Annotated in this window: 17 protein-coding genes; 11 read left to right on the top strand and 6 right to left on the bottom strand. The window is 70.1% G+C overall.

What is annotated here, in order from left to right:
• Positions 1–29: 29 nt before the first annotated feature.
• The 3 genes from ACI6GS_RS22070 (at position 30) to ACI6GS_RS22060 (ending at position 2,316) form a co-directional block, all read left to right on the top strand.
• On the top strand, positions 30–650 hold the full coding sequence (locus ACI6GS_RS22070) for a GNAT family N-acetyltransferase (RefSeq protein ID WP_439815634.1): 621 nt from the start codon (positions 30–32) through the stop codon (positions 648–650).
• A 140-nt stretch (positions 651–790) separates the two neighbouring features.
• Positions 791–1,444 (top strand): glutathione S-transferase family protein, encoded by a 654-nt coding sequence (locus tag ACI6GS_RS22065; protein WP_439815633.1) that lies wholly within the window; start codon positions 791–793, stop codon positions 1,442–1,444.
• Positions 1,445–1,479: 35 nt separating this feature from the next.
• The gene (locus tag ACI6GS_RS22060) at positions 1,480–2,316 is read left to right on the top strand and encodes an SDR family NAD(P)-dependent oxidoreductase (protein ID WP_439815632.1); all 837 of its coding nucleotides are present in this window, start codon (positions 1,480–1,482) and stop codon (positions 2,314–2,316) included.
• A gap of 50 nt (positions 2,317–2,366) precedes the next feature.
• On the opposite strand, the gene ACI6GS_RS22055 is transcribed toward ACI6GS_RS22060, so the two are convergent.
• The 3 genes from ACI6GS_RS22055 to ACI6GS_RS22045 all read right to left on the bottom strand — a co-directional run bounded on the left by ACI6GS_RS22055 (position 2,367) and on the right by ACI6GS_RS22045 (position 5,497).
• Entirely contained in the window at positions 2,367–3,662 is a 1,296-nt protein-coding gene (locus ACI6GS_RS22055; RefSeq protein ID WP_439815631.1) for a M20/M25/M40 family metallo-hydrolase, read from the bottom strand.
• A gap of 126 nt (positions 3,663–3,788) precedes the next feature.
• The gene (locus tag ACI6GS_RS22050) at positions 3,789–4,613 is read right to left on the bottom strand and encodes a phytanoyl-CoA dioxygenase family protein (protein WP_439815630.1); all 825 of its coding nucleotides are present in this window, start codon (positions 4,611–4,613) and stop codon (positions 3,789–3,791) included.
• Positions 4,610–5,497 carry a phytanoyl-CoA dioxygenase family protein gene (locus tag ACI6GS_RS22045; RefSeq protein ID WP_439815629.1) on the bottom strand — a complete coding sequence of 296 codons (888 nt, stop codon included), beginning with the start codon at positions 5,495–5,497 and terminating at the stop codon, positions 4,610–4,612. The genes ACI6GS_RS22050 and ACI6GS_RS22045 overlap by 4 nt, the downstream gene beginning before the upstream one ends.
• A gap of 138 nt (positions 5,498–5,635) precedes the next feature.
• On the opposite strand from ACI6GS_RS22045, the gene ACI6GS_RS22040 reads away from it, so the two are divergent.
• The 3 genes from ACI6GS_RS22040 (at position 5,636) to ACI6GS_RS22030 (ending at position 9,829) form a co-directional block, all read left to right on the top strand.
• A complete protein-coding gene (locus ACI6GS_RS22040; protein WP_439815628.1) occupies positions 5,636–6,028 on the top strand; it encodes a GFA family protein in 393 nt (130 codons plus the stop codon).
• 154 nt (positions 6,029–6,182) lie between these two features.
• Positions 6,183–7,178 carry a cyclase family protein gene (locus ACI6GS_RS22035; protein WP_439815627.1) on the top strand — a complete coding sequence of 332 codons (996 nt, stop codon included), beginning with the start codon at positions 6,183–6,185 and terminating at the stop codon, positions 7,176–7,178.
• Between the two features lie 134 nt (positions 7,179–7,312).
• Positions 7,313–9,829, top strand: coding sequence for an AMP-binding protein (locus ACI6GS_RS22030; RefSeq protein WP_439815626.1), 2,517 nt, complete (start codon positions 7,313–7,315; stop codon positions 9,827–9,829).
• Here ACI6GS_RS22030 and ACI6GS_RS22025 read toward each other — a convergent pair.
• Positions 9,824–10,111 carry an RNA-binding S4 domain-containing protein gene (locus tag ACI6GS_RS22025; protein WP_439815625.1) on the bottom strand — a complete coding sequence of 96 codons (288 nt, stop codon included), beginning with the start codon at positions 10,109–10,111 and terminating at the stop codon, positions 9,824–9,826. The genes ACI6GS_RS22030 and ACI6GS_RS22025 overlap by 6 nt on opposite strands.
• A gap of 3 nt (positions 10,112–10,114) precedes the next feature.
• Positions 10,115–12,580, bottom strand: coding sequence for a helicase-related protein (locus ACI6GS_RS22020; protein WP_439815624.1), 2,466 nt, complete (start codon positions 12,578–12,580; stop codon positions 10,115–10,117).
• Positions 12,581–12,672: 92 nt separating this feature from the next.
• Here ACI6GS_RS22020 and ACI6GS_RS22015 point away from each other — a divergent pair, with 92 nt between their 5' ends.
• The 3 genes from ACI6GS_RS22015 to meaB all read left to right on the top strand — a co-directional run bounded on the left by ACI6GS_RS22015 (position 12,673) and on the right by meaB (position 16,636).
• Positions 12,673–13,161 carry a hypothetical protein gene (locus ACI6GS_RS22015; RefSeq protein WP_439815623.1) on the top strand — a complete coding sequence of 163 codons (489 nt, stop codon included), beginning with the start codon at positions 12,673–12,675 and terminating at the stop codon, positions 13,159–13,161.
• Between the two features lie 332 nt (positions 13,162–13,493).
• Positions 13,494–15,638, top strand: a complete 2,145-nt coding sequence (scpA, locus tag ACI6GS_RS22010; protein WP_439815622.1) for a methylmalonyl-CoA mutase — start codon at positions 13,494–13,496, stop codon at positions 15,636–15,638.
• Positions 15,635–16,636: a methylmalonyl Co-A mutase-associated GTPase MeaB gene (meaB, locus tag ACI6GS_RS22005; RefSeq protein ID WP_439815621.1), complete on the top strand. Its 1,002-nt coding sequence runs from the start codon at positions 15,635–15,637 to the stop codon at positions 16,634–16,636. Before scpA ends, meaB begins: the two co-directional genes overlap by 4 nt.
• On the opposite strand, the gene ACI6GS_RS22000 is transcribed toward meaB, so the two are convergent.
• The gene (locus ACI6GS_RS22000; protein ID WP_439815620.1) at positions 16,582–17,460 is read right to left on the bottom strand and encodes an FkbM family methyltransferase; all 879 of its coding nucleotides are present in this window, start codon (positions 17,458–17,460) and stop codon (positions 16,582–16,584) included. The two genes, meaB and ACI6GS_RS22000, sit on opposite strands and share 55 nt — an antisense overlap.
• Before the next feature lie 137 nt (positions 17,461–17,597).
• Between ACI6GS_RS22000 and ACI6GS_RS21995 the strand changes: the two genes are divergently transcribed.
• Entirely contained in the window at positions 17,598–18,314 is a 717-nt protein-coding gene (locus ACI6GS_RS21995) for an alpha/beta fold hydrolase (protein WP_439815619.1), read from the top strand.
• A gap of 64 nt (positions 18,315–18,378) precedes the next feature.
• Positions 18,379–19,713, top strand: a complete 1,335-nt coding sequence (locus ACI6GS_RS21990) for a PQQ-dependent sugar dehydrogenase (RefSeq protein ID WP_439815618.1) — start codon at positions 18,379–18,381, stop codon at positions 19,711–19,713.
• Positions 19,714–19,792 lie beyond the last annotated feature (79 nt).

The following is a 19,792-nucleotide window of genomic DNA, read 5'->3' as shown; positions in this document are numbered from 1 at the left end:
GTGCGGATGGCGTCAATCATGGGCAGCCGATGAAGTCGCAGGGCCTGAACGGCCTGGCGGTGGCGGACATCCGCTCCTATCCCTTCACCATCGATTGCGACGGGGTCGAGGTCGAGCTCCGCCTGATGCGCGCGGACGATGCCGCAGCCGTGCTGCACTTCGCCAAGGATCTGCCGGCACACGACCTGCTGTTCCTGCGCCGCGACATCTCCCACCCCAAGGTGGTCAGCGCCTGGCTGGAGGAGATCGAGCAGGGCCATATCGTCAGCGTCCTGGCGCTGACCGAGGATGGGGTGGTGCGCGGCTGCGGCACCCTGGTACGGGACGAGCTGTCCTGGTCGCCCCATGTGGCCGAGTTGCGGGTCGTCGTCTCGTCCACCATGCGGGGCAAGGGGCTGGGCCGCATCCTGACTCAGGAATGCTTTGCGCTCGCCTTGGGCCTGGGGCTGGAGAAGCTGGTGGCCCAGATGACGATCGACCAGAAGGGGGCGATCGCCGTGTTCGAGGCCCTGGGCTTCCGGGGGGAGGCACTGCTGCGCGACCATGTCCGCGACCGCGCCGGCGTCAAGCACGACCTGGTCATCCTCAGCTACGACGTCGCCAAGCACCGCGCCCAGCACAGCAGCTACACCCTCAGCGAAGCATTCTGAGCCCCCAGCCCTCCCCCACCCCTGCGGGACGGGGGAGGGAGAAGCGGCGCATGGAGAAGCGGCGGCATTTCTCCAGGTTCCCTATGCACAATCCCTCAGGCTAGGATGCGCCCAAACCGGGGGAGGACGGCGCAAACGCCATGATCGAGCTGTACCATTGCACCGACGCGCGCTCGTTCCGCCCGCTCTGGGCGCTCGAGGAACTGGGCCTGCCCTACCAGTTGCACATGCTGCCGTTCCCGCCGCGGGTCCTGGCCAAGCCGTACCTCGGCATCAACCCGCTGGGCACCATCCCCTTCCTGATCGACGGCGATGCGCGGATGACCGAATCCTCGGCGATCTGCCATTACCTCGCCATGAAGTACGGCCCGACGCCGCTCGCCGTGGCGCCAGAGGAGCCGGGGTTCGGCAACTACCTCAACTACCTGGTCATGGGGGAGGCGACGCTGACCTTCCCGCAGACGATCGTGCTGCGCTACACGCGGCTGGAGCCCAGCGAGCGGCGCATCCCCCAGGCGGCCGAGGACTATGCCAAGTGGTTCCTGGGCCGCCTGCGCGGGATCGAGGCGCGCACGGGCGAGGCCGAATACCTGGTCGCCGACCGCTTCACCATGGCCGACATCTCGGTCGCCTATGCCATCCTGCTGGCCAAGAACCTGAAGCTGGATGGCGAGTTCGGGCCCAACGTCCGGGCCTATTGGGACCGCGTCACGGCGCGGGAGGGCTTTGCCCGGGCCAAGGCGGCGCAGGCCAAGGCATCGGAAGAACAGGGGCTTGAGGTCAAGTTCGGCTGAAACCCGATCAACAAGAATACCAGGGGGAGAGAGACATGCGCTTCAAGGACAAGGTCGCCGTCATCACGGGCGGCGCATCGGGCATCGGCAAGCGGACGGTCGAGCGCTGGGTGGCCGAAGGCGGCCGCGCCGTCATCGCCGACATCCAGGACGACCGCGGCGCCCGCCTGGTCGAGGACCTGGGCACCGCCGTGCGCTACATCCGCTGCGACGTGACGGTCGAGGCGGACATCGCGGCCGCCGTGGCGCTGGCCAAGGACACCTGGGGCCGGCTGGACCTGATGTTCAACAATGCCGGCATCGGCGGCGACCCGGCCCCCGTGCTCGACATCTCGGTCGAGGGCTGGGACTTCGCCCAGGCGGTGCTGGTGCGCTCGGTCGTCCTGGGCATCAAGCATGCCGGCGCCGTGATGAAGGAGCAGGGCGGCGGCGTCATCGTCAACACCGCCAGCGTCGCCGGCCTGATCGCCAATGCCACGCCCATCGCCTATGGCGTCGCCAAGAATGCGGTCACCTTCATCACAAAGGCGGCCGCCCTGGAACTGGCGGAATACAACATCCGCGTCAACTGCATCTGCCCCGGCCTGATCGCGACCCCCATCATCGGCAAGGCCTCGGGCCTGGCCGGGCAGGTGGCCGACCGCGTGGCCGAGGACCTGCTGGACGCCGGCCGCGTCTTCCAGCCGATCCCCAAGCCCGGCATGCCCGACGACATCGCCAATGGCGTGCTGTTCTTCGCCGACGACAACGCCGCCTTTGTCTCGGGCGTGGTCATGCCGATCGACGGCGCCATCGCCGCCGGCATGCGCCCCCGCGACACCCAGGCTCTGTGGTCCGGCGTCCGCCAGGTCATCGAAGCCGCCGCGACCTGAGGCCTTGTGCCGGATGCTTCGCGGGGCCCACCCGCACGAAGCATCCAGCGCTAGGGCGACGTGGGCTCTCCCTCCGATGAGGCCGTATCCGCGGGCGGCTCGTCGGGGGTGAGGAGGTCGCGCAGGGTGCGGGCGACGACGAGGGTGGCGCCCTTCAGGTCGGACAGGGCCAGGTTCTCGTCCGCGCGGTGGGCATTGGCGCTGGCCATGTCGAGGGGGCCTGCGCCATAGAGCACGGTCGCCACCCCTGCCGCCGCATAGTGGCGGGCATCCGTATAGAGCGGCACCCCCACCTGGTGCACCGCATGGTCCATCACGTCCGCCGCATGCTGGGCCAGCAACGCGGCGAGTGTGGCGGAATCACCCACGGGCTCCAGCGGCTGGGCCAGCAGGATGTGCTTCACGCGGACGCTGATGCCGGGCAGGTCGGCCACCGCCGCCAGGATCAGCTGGACCAGTTCCGCCTCCACCGCACCTGCCGACTCCTCGGGCACGATGCGGCGGTCCAGGCGCAGGGCAACGCGGTCGGGCACGACATTGGTGTTGATGCCGCCTTCGATCCGGCCGACCACGAGCGTGGGCGCCGTGATCCCCGGTGTTGCGGACATCCGCTGCGCCAGGGTCAGCCGATGGGCATAGAGCGCGTTGAGGACGGCGGTCGCCCCTTCCAGCGCGTCGTGCCCCGTCTCTGGCAAGGCGGCATGGGCCGAGCGGCCCTCCACGATCACCTCAAGGTGCAGGCAGCCATTGTGCGCGGTCACCACGCTGTGGCCGAAGCCCGCGCAGATGGCGTAGTCGGGCCGCGACAGGCCGCGCTCCAGCAGCCAGGCGGGACCGGCGCTGCCGCCCGTCTCTTCGTCATAGGTGACGTGCAGCTCGATCGTCCCGGCCATCGCCGGGGCGACATCGCGCAGCGCCAGCAGGGCAAAGGCATAGGTTGCGATGTCGGACTTGGAGACGGCGACCCCGCGGCCAAACATGCGGCCGTCGCGGATCTCTGCCCCATAGGGATCGGTCGTCCAGTCGGCACCGGGCGGCACCACGTCGCCATGGGCGTTGAGGGCGACCACGGGGCCGGATCCACCAAAGACCTGGCGGACGATCAGGTTGGTGGCCGACTTCAGGCCCTGCGGCGCCAGCGCGTCCTCGGGCACCACGTGGCGCTCCGCCTCCAGCCCCCGCTCGGCCAGCAGGCGCGCGGTCAGGGCGGCGTGGCCGGCCGTGTCGCCGGGGGGATTGTCGGATGGGCTGCGCACCAGGGCAGCCAGGAAGGCGACCTGGTCCGCAAAGCGGCGCTCGACCGCTTGGGCCAGGGGGTCGTCAAGGGCAGGCTCGGTGATCTTCATGGGCCGTCCGCAGCAGGCGCTGTCAGTCAACCCTTATGACTGATTCCCAGGATCGTTCCGAACGGATGCCGTGCATCCTGGCCGCTGCCTCCCCCAACGGGCGGGCAGGCAACGGCCGGGATCGCATCACGGCACCAGCGGGAACTCCGGACCGCTCAGCGGCTCGCCATCCTTCAGCCGGTCCGCGACGCCGGGGAACGGGGGCGACACCTCGCCCGAGCGCAGGGCGAAGACGGCATCGTCGCCCACCCAGCGGGCGGCGAAGCCACGACGCCGGTTGCTGCCCAGGTTGCCCGGCGCGCCGTGCAGCGTCAGGAAATGGAAGGCGATGGCGTCGCCCGGCTCAAGGTCCCAGGACAGGATGTTGAGCTGGTCGCGCATCGCGTCCAGGTCGGGCATGGGCTCCAGCACCTCGCCCGGGCGGTCATAGTCGACGCCCGAGAACTTGCGCGGCAGGAAGCGCTTGCCCCAGGCATGGCTGCCGGCGACGTACTCGACGCAGACCGACTTGGGCACGGGGTCAAGGGCGACCCACATGCTGACCGACTGCTGGCCCTCGACGCAGTAATAGGGCAGGTCGTGGTGCCAGGGCGTCGGCTCGCGCGTGCCCGGCTCCTTCACGATCACATGCTCATGGAAGAAGCGCGCGGTCTTCGAGCCCATCAGGCTCCTGGCATAGGACGCCGCCGGGCTGTCGAAGACCCAGGAGCGGTATTCGGGGATGCGGTCCCAGTTGCAATAGTCGCCGAAGAAGCCACCGGGCGCGCCGTTGGTCGTGTAGACCTTGGCGAAGGGACCGGGCTCCGCCATGTTGCGGACGAGCCCTGCACGCAGCGTCTCGACCCAGTCGGTAAAGGCACCGCGCAGGGCGACCGCCCCGTCGGTGCGGAAGGCCTCGACCACCGCCGGGTCGAGCGCGGGGGGTGGGGCCGCCGCGCGGACCGCGCTCATGCCGCCACCTTGGCCTCGCCCACGGCGCCCTGGCCCTGGACGGAGAAGAAGCTGTCCTGCTCGTACGCCGGCGGCAGTTCGACATGGCCTTCGCGGAAGCGCGCCATGCGCGTGCCCTGGCCCCAGATCACGCGGCCCGTGTTCTCGGTCGGGACGGACAGGGGGGTCAGGGCAAAGGCGTCGGTCGCGACATAGTCGCAGATCAGCATGCGGCGCGGCCGGTCGGAGCGGTTGGCCTCTGACCCGTGCACCATCCAGGTGTCCATCAGGCAGACGTCACCGGCCTTGCCCCCCACGGGGACGGAGGTCGTGTCGAACGTCTGGCGCAGCTCGTCCGTGATGTGGCCGGTGAACTTGTCGCCCTGGTAATGGCTGTAGTGCGTGCGCTGCGAGCCGGGCACGACGCGGATGCAGCCGTTCACCTCGTCCATGTCGTCGAGCATGACGAGCGCCACCACGATCGAGTCGTTCGTGTGCGGGTCGAACGGATGATCCTGGTGCCAGCCGACATAGGTCGCCATTTCCGGCATCTTGATGTTCAGCTTGCAGTGGTGGAACTTCACGCCCGGTGCCGGACCTGTGACCAGGTCGGCCACCGCCTCGACCAGCGGGCTTTCCCACAGCGTGCGGCGATAGGCGGCCGAGATGTCGACCGGGTTGGCGACGCGGCGCAGGCGGGGCACCTCGGCCGTGTGGCCGGGCTCCAGGTCGAAGCGCTTCTTGCCGCGGGGCAGGTCGCCCCAATTGGCGCTGTGGCCCCGGGCTTCGTCGACCCAGGTGTCGAGGTCGCGGCGCATGGCGGCCAGCTGGTCGCCCGGAACGATCCCGGGAAGGTGAAGGTAGCCCTGGGACCGGAAGAACTGGATCTGCTGCGGCGTCAGCATGGCGCAAAGCCTCGCGGCAAGGGGTGTATGCACGCAGCATGCAGCGCAGCATGGCAGGGCGCTAGATCATCAGAATAGTGTTTTTGGACGATCGGCTTAGGGAAAGCCGAAGCTGTCCGCCAGACGGGGAGAGCGACGATGGATGCGGTCACGGGCGGATGCCAATGCGGGGCGGTGCGGCTGGTGGCGACAGGGCGGCCCTATCGCGTGGGCCTGTGCCACTGCCTGGATTGCCGGAAGCATCACGGCGCGCTGTTCCACGCCTCCGCCATCTATCCGGAGGCGGCGGTGACCGTCCAGGGCGTGCTGCACGACTACCGGGGACGCTGTTTCTGCCCGCGCTGCGGCTCGTCCGTCCTGGCGCGCACAGGCGACGAGGTCGAGGTGAACCTGGGCGCGCTCGACGAACCCGACCGGCTGCGCCCGACCTATGAAAGCTGGACCACGCGACGCGAAGCCTGGCTGCCGCCGTTTCCGCTGGCCCATCACTATGCCCGCGACCGCGAGGGGACGGGCCGCCGCGAGGACTAGCGACCCACCTGCGCGGCGCGTCCACCGGGCCTTGCATCCGAACGCCGTGCACCCGAAGCTGGCGCCACCAAAAAAGCACGGGAGGAACAATGGCGAAGCGCTGGGTCAGGCGGCCGGAAGGGTCGACCTGGGGGACTGGGGCGAGGACGACCAGTTGGGGCGCCTCAACCTGATCACGCCCGAGAAGGTGAAGCAGGGCATTGCCGAGGTGAAGGAAGGCCGCACCTTCTGCTGCAGCCTGCCGCTGGACTATCCGGGTGGGGAATTGCTGTCGCCGGGCCGGGGCCCGCCAAAGCTGCGCCCTGCCGGCAGCGCCGCACAGCCCATGGCCAACCTGCCGCTGAGCCGGCTGATGCCCGGCTGCTGCGACGTCATCAACGACGACGTGGTCGAGATGGTGCTGCAGTACTCCAGCCAGTGGGACACGTTCTGCCATGTCGGGCAGGAGTTCGACGCCAATGGCGACGGCGTGGCCGAGCCCGTCTTCTACAACGGCTTCCGCGCCGGCATCGACGTGCCGGGTGTCAAGGACTGGAACAACCCGGCCGATCCCGATGCCGACCTGTCCAAGCATATTGGTGCGCACAAGCTGGGGGTCGAGACCTTTGCGGAGAAGTGCATCCAGGGGCGCGCCGTCCTGATCGACCTGCACGCCCATTTCGGCAACGAGCGCAAATGGGTGGGCCGGGCCGAACTGGACCAGGTGATGAAGGCCGACAATGTGGTGGTGGAACCGGGCGACATCGTCCTGCTCCATACCGGCTTCGGCCAACTGCTGCTCGACATGAAGAAGCAGCCCGATCCCGACAAGCTGCACAATTCCTGCTCGGTCCTCGACGGGCGGGACGATGCGCTGCTCGACTGGATCACGCAGTCGGGCGTTGCCGCCATCTGCGCCGACAACTACGCGGTCGAGGGCTTTCCGGGCCGGCCGATGGCAACCGACGCGACCGACCGGCCGCTGGTCGGCCTGCCGCTGCATGGCCGTTGCCTGTTCGAGCTGGGCGTGCCGCTGGGCGAGCTCTGGTACTTCACCGAACTGGCGAAGTGGCTGCGCGGCGCCAAGCGGACACGCTGCCTGCTGACCGCCCCACCGCTCCGCCTGCCGGGTGCCGTCGGCTCCCCCGCCAACGCGATCGCGACCGTGTGACCGCGCGTCGCTGAGCGCGACCGGTCGAGCGCAAGACGGTCACGCAGATCGCGCTGGAACCCGTGCCGTGCCTGTGGCACCTCTCGCGCTTGAGAGGCGCTCGCAGGTGCGGCGTCGGTTCGGAGGACGGGGGCGTGTCGCGGTTCTTCGCCGATCGCCTGGAGCAGCATGGTGATCGCTGGGCGCTGGTCCCCCCGGACGGTCCGCCCCTGACCTATGCCGCCCTGGCGGCCCAGGCCGACGCCCTGGCTGCCGGCCTTGGCCCGGGACGGCGTCTGGTCCTGGTCCAGGCCGCCAATGCGGTGGAGCCCATTGCCGCCGTGCTGGGCGCCCTGCGCGCCGGTCATGCGGTGATCCTGGCGGCAGGCGGCGCGGCCGCCGACGAACTGGTGCAGCGGTTCCAGCCGGCCGCGATCTTTGCCGATGGCGCGTGGTCGCAGCGCCCCTTGGCGCCATGCCACGCCCTGCATCCGGAGCTTGCGGTGCTGCTGGCGACGTCGGGTTCGTCGGGCCTGCCCAAGCTGGTGCGGCTGTCGCGAGGCAACCTGCAGGCCAATGCGGAGTCGATCCGCAGTTTCCTGGGGATCGGGGCGGATGCGCGCGCCGTGACCACGCTGCCCGTCCACTATTCCTATGGGCTGTCGGTTCTCACCACGCACCTGGACGCCGGCGCCAGCGTGGTGCTGACCGATCGCTCCGTGGTCGATCCGGCCTTCCTGGACCTGGTCGCAGCGCAGGGCGTGACCAGCCTGGCGGGGGTGCCGCACACCTATGACCTGCTGGAGCGGTCGGGCGTGCTGGAGCGCCTGCCGCCCAGCGTGCAGACCCTGACGCAGGCGGGTGGTCGCCTGGCGCCGGACGCGGTCGCCCGCATCGCCGCGCTGTCGGCGGCACGCGGCATCCGCTTCCATGTCATGTACGGCCAGACCGAGGCGACGGCCCGCATGGCCCACCTGGCGCCGGACCTGGCGATGGCGCATCCCGACGCCATCGGGACTGCGATCCCCGGTGGCCGACTGGCCCTGGTCGACGCTGCGGGGGCGGAAATCGCGCGGGCGGGCGTCGAAGGCGAACTGGTCTATGCGGGGCCCAACGTGATGCTGGGCTATGCCGAGGGGGTGACGGACCTCGCCGCACCCGCGATGGCGCCCGTCCTCCACACCGGGGACCTGGCCACGCGCGATGCCGCGGGCCTGTACCGCATCACCGGCCGCCTGAGCCGCTTCGTGAAGCTGGCGGGCCTGCGCATCGGACTGGACGCGGTCGAGCAACTGCTGGCCAAGGCAGGCCACCCCGCGGCCGTCGCGGGCAATGACTGTCACCTGGTCGTGTGTCCTCGCGGAACGGCCTGTGCCGCGCCCGATATCGTCGCCCTGATTCGCCAGCACTATCGCCTGGGCCCCGAGCACGTCGTGATGCTGGAGGGGCAGGACTGCCCGCGCCTGCCCTCGGGCAAGGTCGACTACCCAACCATCCTGAAGCAGGGGGCGGCCGCGCGCGCGGCGCAGGACGACGCGGCACGGCCCGACGTCGCCGCGGCGTTCCGCTGGGCACTGGGGCGGCAGCATGTGGGCCCGCGCGACACGTTCGTCAGCCTGGGCGGCGACTCGCTCTCCTACATCCAGGTCGCGACCGCGCTGGAGGAGGTGCTGGGCCACCTGCCCGAGGGCTGGGAGAGCATGAGCGTCAAGCGCCTGGAGCGGATGGCGCTGCCCGCGCGCCGGCTGCCCCATATCGACACGGACGTGGTCCTGCGCGCCCTGGCCATCATCGGCGTCATCACCACCCATAGCGGGCGGCCCTTCCTGATGGGGGGTGCCGCCACGCTGATGCTGCTGGTCGGCTACAACCTGGCGCGGTTCAAGGCGCCCCTGCTGGTCCAGGGCCGCGTGGCCGACGTGCTGGGCGCGTTCGTCCTGCGCATCCTGCTGCCCTATTATGTCATCCTGCTGGGCTGGTCGGCCTGGACGGGGACGTGGGATCCCGCGGCCCTGCTGCTGGCCAGCAACTTCGTCGGCCGCTTCGGCACGGCGATGGAGGCGTTCTGGTTCCTGGAATGCCTGCTCCAGTGCCTGCTGCTGGTGGGTGGGCTGTTCCTGCTGCCACCCGTGCGTGCCCTGGCCCGCGCCGCGCCGTGGGGTTTTGCCATGGGCCTGTTCGGCCTGGCCGTGGCCCTGCGCCTGGGCGTACCGCTGGTCTGGAATGCCGACCACCTGTGGGGGCGCGTGCCGCACATGCAGCTGGTCACGCTGGCGCTGGGCTGGGCCGTCTTTGCCAGCCGCACGGGCCCGCAGAAGCTGGTTGTGGCGGCCTGCGCCATCGCCCTGATGCCGCTCACCTATGGCCTGGAACGGTCCCAGGCCTGGTGGCTGCTGCTGGCCGTGCCACTGCTGCTGTGGCTGCCGCGCGTGCCGGTGCCGGCGACCCTGCGGCCGGTGCTGATCGCGGTGGCGGCGGCCAGTTTCTGGATCTACCTGACCCACGTCCTGCCGGTTCACCTGTTCCTGCACGTCTGGCACTGGAACGACTGGCTGGCAATCCAGGTGGCCAGCCTGGGCCTTGGTGTCGGCACCTGGTGGCTGGTTGGCCGGGCCGTGGCGCTCCGCCGTCGCGGTCCAGCGTCCCTGGCGGCGCAGGCCGATCCGCTATAGGGGCTTTGGCGCCGCCGGGGTGATGTCCTCGTAGAGCAGGCGCGCCACCTCGGCCGGCCCGCGGCGCTCGGCAAAGGCGACGACGCGCACCACGCGGACCTGCGCCCCTTGCATGAAGGTCAGCACGTCGCCCGCCCGCACCAGCTGGGACGGCTTGGCCGCTGGGCTGCCGCGCAGGCGCACGCGCCCGGCCTCGACAAAGGCGGCCGCCGCACTGCGCGTCTTCAGGAAACGCGCATGCCACAGCCACTTGTCCAGGCGCTGCGCCGCTCCCTCCACCATCGTTCAGGCCTTCAGGACGGCCAGGGCGGCGAACGGCGAATCGGGCGGGGCCGTGACCCCGTGCCGATCGGCCGGGCGTGGTGGCCGGCCCTTGCGCGGGCGAAAGCGGACGACCCCATCCAACGTCTCGGCCCGGAAGCCGCAGGCCTTCATCGCGGCGGTGAAGTCGGGCCCGCTGCACCCGACCAGGCCCATCAGCTCGCCCTCGGCCAGGACCGGACCCTGGGCTGCCAGGACGTGCGCCCGTGCCGCCAGGCGCTCCAGCATGTCCAGGCGGATCGCCCGCGCGCCGCATACGCGAAAGCCGGCGGCGGCGAAGTACTCCGCCGGGCCGACCGCGGGCACGGAGACCAGGCCCGGCATCGGCGCCTGGTCCGGCCAGTCGGGCCGGCCCCGCGCGACGCGCGCCAACAGGACCAGAAGACGCGCCGCCGCCGGCTTCAGCATGGCCGGCATATAGGTCGCCACGCGGCCGAAGCGTACGCCGCGCGATTTCAGCACAGTGCGCGCCTCGGCCGGCACCTCGGCGGGCGGGATCGCCGGTCCGGTGCCCAGGCCCTCGCCCAGGCGGAAGGCCAGGCCCGATGCGGCGGGCGGCAGGTCGGCCGCCATCAGCGCCACCAGCGGTGCCAGGACCGCTGCGACGTGCCCGGCGATCCAGGTGTCCAGCCGCTTCTGGACCTGGTCCCGGGCATGGCCGTTCAGGAACTCGTTGGCCACAAGGTCGACGCGCGGATGCAAGGGCGAGCGCCCCGGCACCAGCCTGGCCAGCATCTCGCCCTGCCAGTACAGGCGCCCGTCGTCGGACAGGCTGATCTGCGTGTCCGCCACCTCGGCAAAGGCCGTGGCCCGGCGCTCGATCTCGCCCACCAGGGCCCTGTGGGCTGCCGCGCGCAGCATGCGGGCATCCTCAGGGGGGGCGCTGATGTCGGCGGTAAAGCGGAACGCCTGCAGCCGGCCGACGAACTCCCCCTCCACCAGGACGTCGCCATCCTTGGCCACGGTGCCGAACAGGCTCTCCCCCATCCGGCGCATCAGCACGGACGAGCGGCGATCGACGAAGCGCTGGGTCAGCGTCTCGTGCAGGGCGTCCGACAGCCTGTCCTCGATCGCGCGGGCCCGTTCCTGCACGCCGCGCGGATCGGCCAGCCATTCGGGCCGGTGGGAGATGTAGGTCCAGGTCCGCACATGCGCGATGCGCGTCGCCAGCGTGTCCAGGTCGCCGTCCACCCGGTCCAGCCGCTCAAGCTGGTTGGCGACCCAGCTGGGTGGCAGGCGACCGTCGCCGCTCGCCAGGTGCGACCAGATCCGCGCCAGCAGGCGGGCGTGCTGGTCGGCCAGCGTCTTGCGGAAGTCGGGGATCTGGCACACCTGCCACAGCAGGGCGATGCGGTCGCGGCTGCGCGCGGTTGCCCGCACTTCCGGCAGGGCGGCCAGCGCCTTCAGCACGGCCAGGTCCTCCGCGTCGCGCACGCGGATCAGGCCGGACGCCGGCGGCGGCACCTCAAGGCTCGCGATCAGCGCGTCGAGCGAGCGGAACTCCAGTTCGGAATTGCGCCATTGCAGGGCCTTGACCGTGTCGAACCGGTGGTTCTCCACCCGCTCCACGATGTCGGGGGATAAGGGGTCCGCCTCGCCCGTCGTGCCGAACGTGCCTTCGCGCATGTGGCGTCCGGCGCGGCCGGCGATCTGGGCCACTTCCTCCGGGCGCAGGGCACGGTTCTGGCGGCCGTCGAACTTGTACAGGCCGGCAAAGGCGACATGGTCCACGTCCATGTTCAGGCCCATGCCGATGGCGTCCGTCGCCACCAGGTAGTCGACCTCGCCGGCCTGGTACATCGCCACCTGGGCATTGCGGGTGCGCGGCGACAGGGCGCCCATGACGACCGCGGCGCCACCGCGCTGGCGCCGCACCGCTTCCGCCGTCGCATAGACCTCGGCCGCGGAGAACGCGACGATGGCCGAGCGCCGCGGCAGGCGCGACAGCTTGCGATAGCCGGTATGGGTCAGGGTGGAAAAGCGCGTCCGGCTGATGAACTCGACCCGGGGCAGCAGGCGCTTGATGGCGGGGCGCATGCTCTCCGCCCCCAGGAACAGCGTCTCGTACAGGCCGCGGGCATGGAGCAGTCGGTCGGTGAAGACATGGCCGCGCTCAGGGTCCGCGGCCAGCTGGAGCTCGTCGACCGCGACCACCTCGAACGGCCGGGTCAGGGGCATCGCCTCGACCGTGCAGACGAAGTAGCGCGCGCCGGCGGGGACGATCTTTTCCTCCCCCGTCACCAGGGCGCAGGCGGCCGCCCCCTTCACCGCCACCACGCGGTCATAGACCTCGCGCGCCAGAAGGCGCAGCGGCAGGCCGATCACGCCATTGGCGTGGCCCAGCAGACGCTCGATCGCGAAATGCGTCTTGCCGGTATTGGTTGGGCCCAGCACGGCCGTGATGCGACCAGCCCGGGCGTCGTTGTCCATGCCAAGACAATCGGGTCCGGATCCCCGCTTGGCAAGACGGTCGGACGGACTATCCTGGTGCGGTTCGGGGCTCCCTAGACGGAACGACGGCGATGTCCGACTTCGAGATCAACATTCCGTCCTATCTGCGGGCCAAGGGGCCGGTCGACATTGCCGAGATTGCGGACCTGTCGACCGCCAGCGTCATCTCGATCAACGAGAACGACCTGGTGCAGGACGCGATCGAGCGCGCCTGCAACGCCATCGGCATTACCCGCTTCCTGCGTTATCCCCGCGCGCCCCGCGCACTGGAAACGATGGTCTCGCGGCCCCCCAGCCTGCTCTTCTGCGCCCTCACGGGCGAGCCCAACGGGCTTGAGGTCGTACGCACGGTGCGCGACCACAATGACAACTGGGTGCGCGCGGTCCCCATCGTGATGGTCGTCGGCGCCGGCCAGTCCGACACGCTGAGCGACGCCGGTGCCGTGCGCGTCAACGGCTACCTCCAGATGCCGGTGACGAACGACAAGGTGAAGGACGTGATCCTGCGCGTCCTCGCCAAGTCTCACCGCCCCGCAGCCCACACGGTGACGCAGCTTTAGGATCCCATGCCCAACGCTACGTGGCCCGGTTTATCCGGGCCACCCATGAACTGACACAGACGGTAGTGCACCGGACCAGAATGCATAGCAGCCGCCGTTGGGCCGCTGATTCTTGACCGAGTCACGGGACGAAGGGTTGGTTCATGGGTCCCCCGCATGAAGCGGGGGACGTAGGGTGAGGAGATCGAACGGCGGCCCTCCCCCGGCCAGGCCCCGAAAGACTTGCATCGCCTTCGCGTTTATGATCCCTGCCGGGCTCAGCCGGTGGTCTGGAACACTGAACTAATGCGGGCGCTTTCCCGGGGTTGGGGGCACGCCTGAGGGACGGAACGATGGCGGACGACGCGAAGAAGACGGTTGAGGATTGGAGCAAGCTGGCGGCCAAGGAACTGGGCCAGACCCCGCTGTCCAATCTGGACTGGCACACGCCCGAAGGCCTGCTGGTCAAGCCGCTCTATACCGCGAGCGATCTTGAGGGGCTGGAACTGGACCAGCTGCCCGGCTTCTTCCCGTTCACGCGCGGCGTGCGCGCGACGATGTATTCGAACCGTCCCTGGACGGTGCGCCAGTATGCCGGCTTCTCGACGGCCGAGGAGTCGAACGCCTTCTACAAGCGCAACCTGGCGGCGGGGCAGATGGGCCTGTCGGTCGCTTTCGACCTGGCGACGCATCGCGGCTATGACAGCGATCATCCCCGCGTTGTCGGCGACGTGGGCAAGGCGGGTGTCGCGATCGACAGCGTCGAGGACATGAAGATCCTCTTCGACTCGATCCCGCTCGACAAGATGTCGGTGTCGATGACCATGAACGGCGCCGTGCTGCCGACGCTTGCCTGCTACATCGTGGCGGCGGAAGAGCAGGGCGTGGACGAGGCCAAGCTGGCCGGGACCATTCAGAACGACATTCTGAAGGAGTTCATGGTCCGCAACACCTATATCTACCCGCCGACGCCGTCGATGCGCATCGTCGCCGACATCATCGCCTATACGGCGCGGCGCATGCCCAAGTTCAACTCGATCTCCATCTCTGGCTATCACATGCAGGAGGCCGGGGCCAATCAGGTCCAGGAACTGGCCTTTACCCTGGCGGACGGCATGGAATACGTCCGCGCCGCGATGGCGCAGGGGCTGGACGTCGACGAGTTCGCCGGCCGCCTGTCGTTCTTCTTCGCGATCGGCATGAACTTCTTCATGGAAGTGGCCAAGCTGCGCGCCGCCCGCCTGCTCTGGGCCCGCATCATGAAGGAGTTCGGGGCCAAGAAGCCGAACTCGCTGATGCTGCGCACCCATTGCCAGACCAGCGGCGTGTCGCTGACCGAGCAGGACCCCTACAACAACGTCGTGCGCACCGCGTTCGAGGCGATGGCCGCCGTCCTGGGCGGCACGCAGAGCCTGCACACCAATTCGTTCGACGAGGCGATCGCGCTGCCGACCGAGTTCTCGGCCCGCATCGCGCGCAACACGCAGCTGATCCTGGCGGAGGAGACGGGCGTCACCCACGTCGTCGATCCGCTGGGCGGCTCCTATTATGTCGAGCACCTGACCCATTCCCTCGCCAAGGCCGCGTGGGAGCTGATCCAGGAAGTCGAGTCGCTGGGCGGCATGACCAAGGCCGTCGAGTCCGGCATGCCCAAGCTGCGGATCGAGGAGTCCGCCGCCCGCCGCCAGGCCCGCGTGGACCGGGGCGAGGAGGTCATCGTCGGCGTCAACAAGTACCGCCTGAAGGACGAGCCCCCGGTCGAGGTGCGCGAGATCGACAACGACGCCGTCCGCGCGGCCCAGGTCACCCGCCTCAACACCGTGCGTGGCAAGCGCGACGCCAAGGCCTGGGAAGCGGCGATCCAGGCGCTGGAAGAGGGCGCCAAGGGGAATGCCAACCTGCTGGAACTGGCGGTCAACGCCGCCCGGGCCCGGGCGACGGTTGGCGAAATCTCCGATGCGCTGGAGCGCGTGTTCTCCCGTCATTCGGCGACCATCCGCTCGATCTCCGGCGTCTATGGCGCCGGCTTCGCGGGCGATGACGGCTATGCCAAGGTCCAGGCCGAGATCGAGAGCTTTGCCAAGGTCGAGGGCCGTCGCCCCCGCATGCTGGTCGTCAAGATGGGCCAGGACGGCCATGACCGCGGCGCCAAGGTGATCGCCACCGCCTTTGCCGACCTGGGCTTCGACGTGGACGTCGGCCCCCTGTTCCAGACCCCGGACGAGGCGGCACGCGACGCGGTCGAGAACGACGTCCACGTCATCGGCGTCTCGTCCCAGGCGGCCGGCCACAAGACGCTGGTGCCGGAACTGATCGCGGCGCTGAAGGCCCGTGGGGCTGGCGACATCCTGGTCGTCTGCGGCGGCGTGATCCCGGCCCAGGACTATGACTTCCTGCGCCGCGCCGGTGTGTCCGCGATCTTTGGCCCCGGCACCCACATCCCGACCGCGGCCGGCCAGATCCTGGACCTGCTGGCCAAGCGCGCCAACGCGGCGTGAGCGGCTCCGCCCATCCCCTGGCACCCGGCTTGGTGGCCGGGGACCGGCGGGCCCTGGCGCGGGCGATCACGCTGGTCGAATCGACTCGCGCCGACCACCGGCTCCAGGCCGAGGCGCTGCTGGCGGAGGTGATGCCGAAGGCTGGCGGCGCCATCCGCATCGGCCTGTCCGGTCCGCCGGGTGTCGGCAAGTCGACCTTCATCGAAGCCTTTGGCATGTTCCTGACGGGCCAGGGGCTGAAGGTCGCGGTCCTGGCGGTCGATCCGTCGTCCAGCCGCTCCGGCGGCTCGATCCTGGGCGACAAGACGCGCATGGAGCGCCTGTCGCGTGAGGCGAACGCCTTCATCAGGCCCAGCCCCTCTGGCGGCACGCTGGGCGGCGTCGCCCGCCGCACGCGCGAAGCGATGGTCCTGTGCGAGGCTGCGGGCTTCGACGTCGTCCTGGTCGAGACGGTGGGCGTGGGCCAGTCGGAGATTGCGGTCGCCGGCATGGTCGACCTGTTCACGGTGCTGCTGAGCCCCGCGGGCGGCGACGACCTGCAGGGCATCAAGCGCGGCATCATGGAGCTGGCCGACCTGGTCGTGGTGAACAAGGCCGATGGCGCCATGGAGACGCCGGCCCGCCATGCCGCGGCCGACGTGACGACAGCGCTGCATCTGATGCGTCCCAAGTACACGGCCTGGGGCGCGCGGGTGCTGCTGACTTCGGCCCGAACGGGCAAGGGCATCGCCGAGGTGTGGGAGACGGCGCAGGCCTTCCGCACCGCGCTGGGGCCGGAGGGCCTGGCCGGCCTGCGCGCCGAGCAGGCGCGCGGCTGGCTTTGGCGCGAGGTGGAGGATGCGGTGCGCCACCGCCTGGCCGACGATCCTGTCGTCGGCGCGCTGTCGGCAAGGCTTGAGGCGGAGGTGGCGGCCGGGCGCCTGGCCCCCGGTGCCGCAGCGCGTCAGGTGCTGGAGGCGCTGTTCCCGACGTCGCCCGCCATCCGCCGCGCCGGCTGACCCGCAAGCCAGGCGGCCTGGTGGGCCTCGCGCCAGGTCATGTCCGGGTCGGTCACGGGGACCAGGTCGGTCTTCAGGTCCATCTCGGCCGGGGCGCCCAGCATGTTCACGGACAAGGTGCTGCCGAACATGTTCTCGGCATCGCCACGTGGGTTCGCCGGATTGTAGAGCGGCGGCAGGTGCCACCACAGGCGATAGCCCAGCGCCTGGATCTGACGGATCAGCGCGGGCGACCGGTCGGGGCGGTCGTTCTCGACATAGAGGAAGGGTCGCGTGCGCGCGATGGTGCGGGCGGCGCCGGCGATCACCGACGCCTCCATCCCCTCCACATCGACCTTCAGCAGGCGCAGCGCCGGCAGGTCGAAACTGTCGATCGCCCGCAGCGCGACTGGCTCGCCGCCCTGGGCGCCAAGGGCGACGCCGCCGAAATTGCCGCGGGCGCCATAGTCGACCGGGGGCACGTGCAGCACGCCACTCTCCGCCCCCGCGGCCAGCGGCAGCGCCTGGGTGTTGAGCAGGCCATTCAGCGCCAGGTTCGCGCACAGGATCTGGAACACGATGCGCTGCGGCTCCAGCGCCAGGACATGGCCGGCGGCGCCCACCGCCTGGGCCATGGCGACGGTCAGAGCGCCGATGTTCGCCCCCACCTCCAGCACCCGGTCGCCGGGGCGCAACAGGCGGAGCAGCAGCGCCAGCTCCCCGTGCGAGTATTCGCCATAGCGGGCCAGGGACGCGCCGATGAAGCGGTCCTGGCGCAGGAACAGCATGGGCCCATGGCGCGTGGCGGCCAGGCCCAGATGCGGCGGCAGGTTCAGGCTGGTCATGATCCACGCAACGTGAAGCGTCCCGATATGCGGGACAGGCCACCCTACTCCGCCGGGGGCCTGCGTGTTAACACTGTCCGGATGGGCGGGGTGACGGCACGAGGCAGGCCGGATCCCGGTTCCGCAGGGGAGGGGTGATGGCGACGTTCGTCCTGGTTCATGGCGCATGGCATGGCGGCTGGTGCTGGTACAAGGTTGTGCCCCTGCTGGAGGCCCTGGGTCACCGCGTGCTGGCACCCGATCTGCCCGGGCATGGCATCAAGGGCCAGGCGACGCGCCCGACGCTGGCCGAGTACCGCGACAGCATCGTCCGCCTGGTCGAGGGCGAGGCGGAGCCCGTCGTGCTGGTCGGACACAGCATGGGCGGCATTGTCATCAGCGCCGTGGCCGAGGCGGTGCCGGACCGCATCGCCCGTCTGGTCTATCTCTGCGCCTTCCTGGTGCCGGCGGGCCAGACCCTGATGGAGGCCGCGGCGGGGGATGCGGAGAACCTGCTGCCGGGTCATATCCTGCCGACGGAGGACGGCACGGCGGTCCAGGTCGCCTATGAGATCCTGAAGCCCGCCTTCTATGCCGATTGCCCGGACGCCGATATCGCCCTGGCCCGCCTGCTGCTGGTGCCGCAGTCGGCGGAGCCGGTGAACGTTCCCATGGCGGTGACGCCGGACCGCTTCGGCCGCGTGCCGCGCGCCTATGTCGAGTGCACGGCGGACAAGGCGATCGGCATCACGAAGCAGCGCAGCCTGCATGCGGCGCTGCCCTGCGATCGCGTGGTCACGCTGGACACCAGCCATTCGCCGTTCTTCTCCGCGCCCGACCGTCTGGCGCATGAACTGGCGGGCCTTGCCGCCTGAGCGCGGTCCAGGAACCGTTGGCGGGCGTATTGATTGGGCTTCAGGTCACGGGTCGGGGGTGCAGATGGCGCGCTATCGCTTGAAATGGGTCCTGGGTGCCGTCGTCCTGGGACTTGTCGCCGGGGGCGTGATCGTCCATTTCGGCAGCCGGAGCGAGGTCGCGACCCTGCCGGTCGAGGCCGGCATCGGGCCCCAGCCGCAATTGCCGGCGCCGGTGAATTCGTTCTTCCCGACCGTGAACGTGGCGACCGCGGTCGGCTGGTCGGGCGGTGCGCCAACCGCGGCGCCGGGCCTTCAGGTGACGGCCTTCGCCTCCGGCCTCACCCATCCGCGCTGGCTTCTGGTCCTGCCCAACGGCGACGTGCTGGTGGCGGAAACGCGCGCGCCAAAGACCGAAGGCGGCGGCTTCCGCAAGTGGATCGCCGGCCTGATCCAGAGTGTCGCCGGGGCGGGCGGCGGCAGCCCCGACCGCATCACCCTGCTGCGCGACGCCGATGGCGACGGCGTGGCGGAGACGCGCAGCACGCTGCTGGCGGGACTTGCCTCCCCCTTCGGCATGGCGCTGGTCGGGGACATGCTCTATGTCGCCAATGCCGACGCCCTGGTCCGCGTGCCGTACCAGGCCGGCGCCACGACCATTGCGGCGACGCCTGAAAAGGTCGTCGACCTGCCCGCCGGCATCAACCACCACTGGACCAAGGGGCTGATCGCGTCCCCCGACGGCAGCCGCCTCTACGTGGCCGTCGGCTCCAACAGCAATGTGGGCGAGAACGGCATGGACGTGGAGGAAAACCGCGCCGCGATCCTGGAGGTCGACCCCGCCGCGAAGACCAGCCGCCTGTTCGCCTCGGGCCTGCGCAATCCGGTCGGCATGGCGTGGGAGCCGACGAGCGGCGCCCTGTGGACCGCCGTCAACGAGCGGGACGAGATCGGCAGCGACCTGGTGCCGGACTACATGACCTCGGTCCAGGACGGTGGCTTCTATGGCTGGCCCTATTCCTATTTCGGGCAGAACGTCGACACGCGGGTGGAGCCGCAGCGCCCCGACCTGGTGGCCCGGGCGATCGTGCCCGACTACGCCCTGGGGCCCCATACCGCGTCGCTGGGCCTGACCTTCGGCACCGGATCGGCGCTGCCCGCCCCGTTCCAGGAAGGGGCCTTTGTCGGGCAGCACGGCTCGTGGAACCGGCGTCCCCATAGCGGCTACAAGGTGATCTTCGTGCCCTTCGCAGGCGGCAGGCCGGCGGGCCAGCCGATCGACGTGCTGACCGGCTTCCGTGTCGACGACAAGGCGCTGGGCCGTCCCGTGGGCGTGGCGATCGACACGCGCGGTGCCCTGCTGGTCGCCGACGACGTGGGCAAGGTGATCTGGCGGGTGACCGGGGCGGCGACGCAGTAGCGTCGCCCTTTCATGCGTCGAGGCGTCTGCCCGATGCAGACGCTCGTCATCCTGAGCAGGCCGAAGGCCGCCGCGCAGG

Origin of the sequence: Zavarzinia sp. CC-PAN008, from assembly GCF_051903925.1 — a bacterium.
Classification (GTDB): domain Bacteria; phylum Pseudomonadota; class Alphaproteobacteria; order Zavarziniales; family Zavarziniaceae.
The sequence above is the reverse complement of the archived record's forward strand: the minus strand, read 5'-3'. Positions and strand labels throughout refer to the sequence as shown.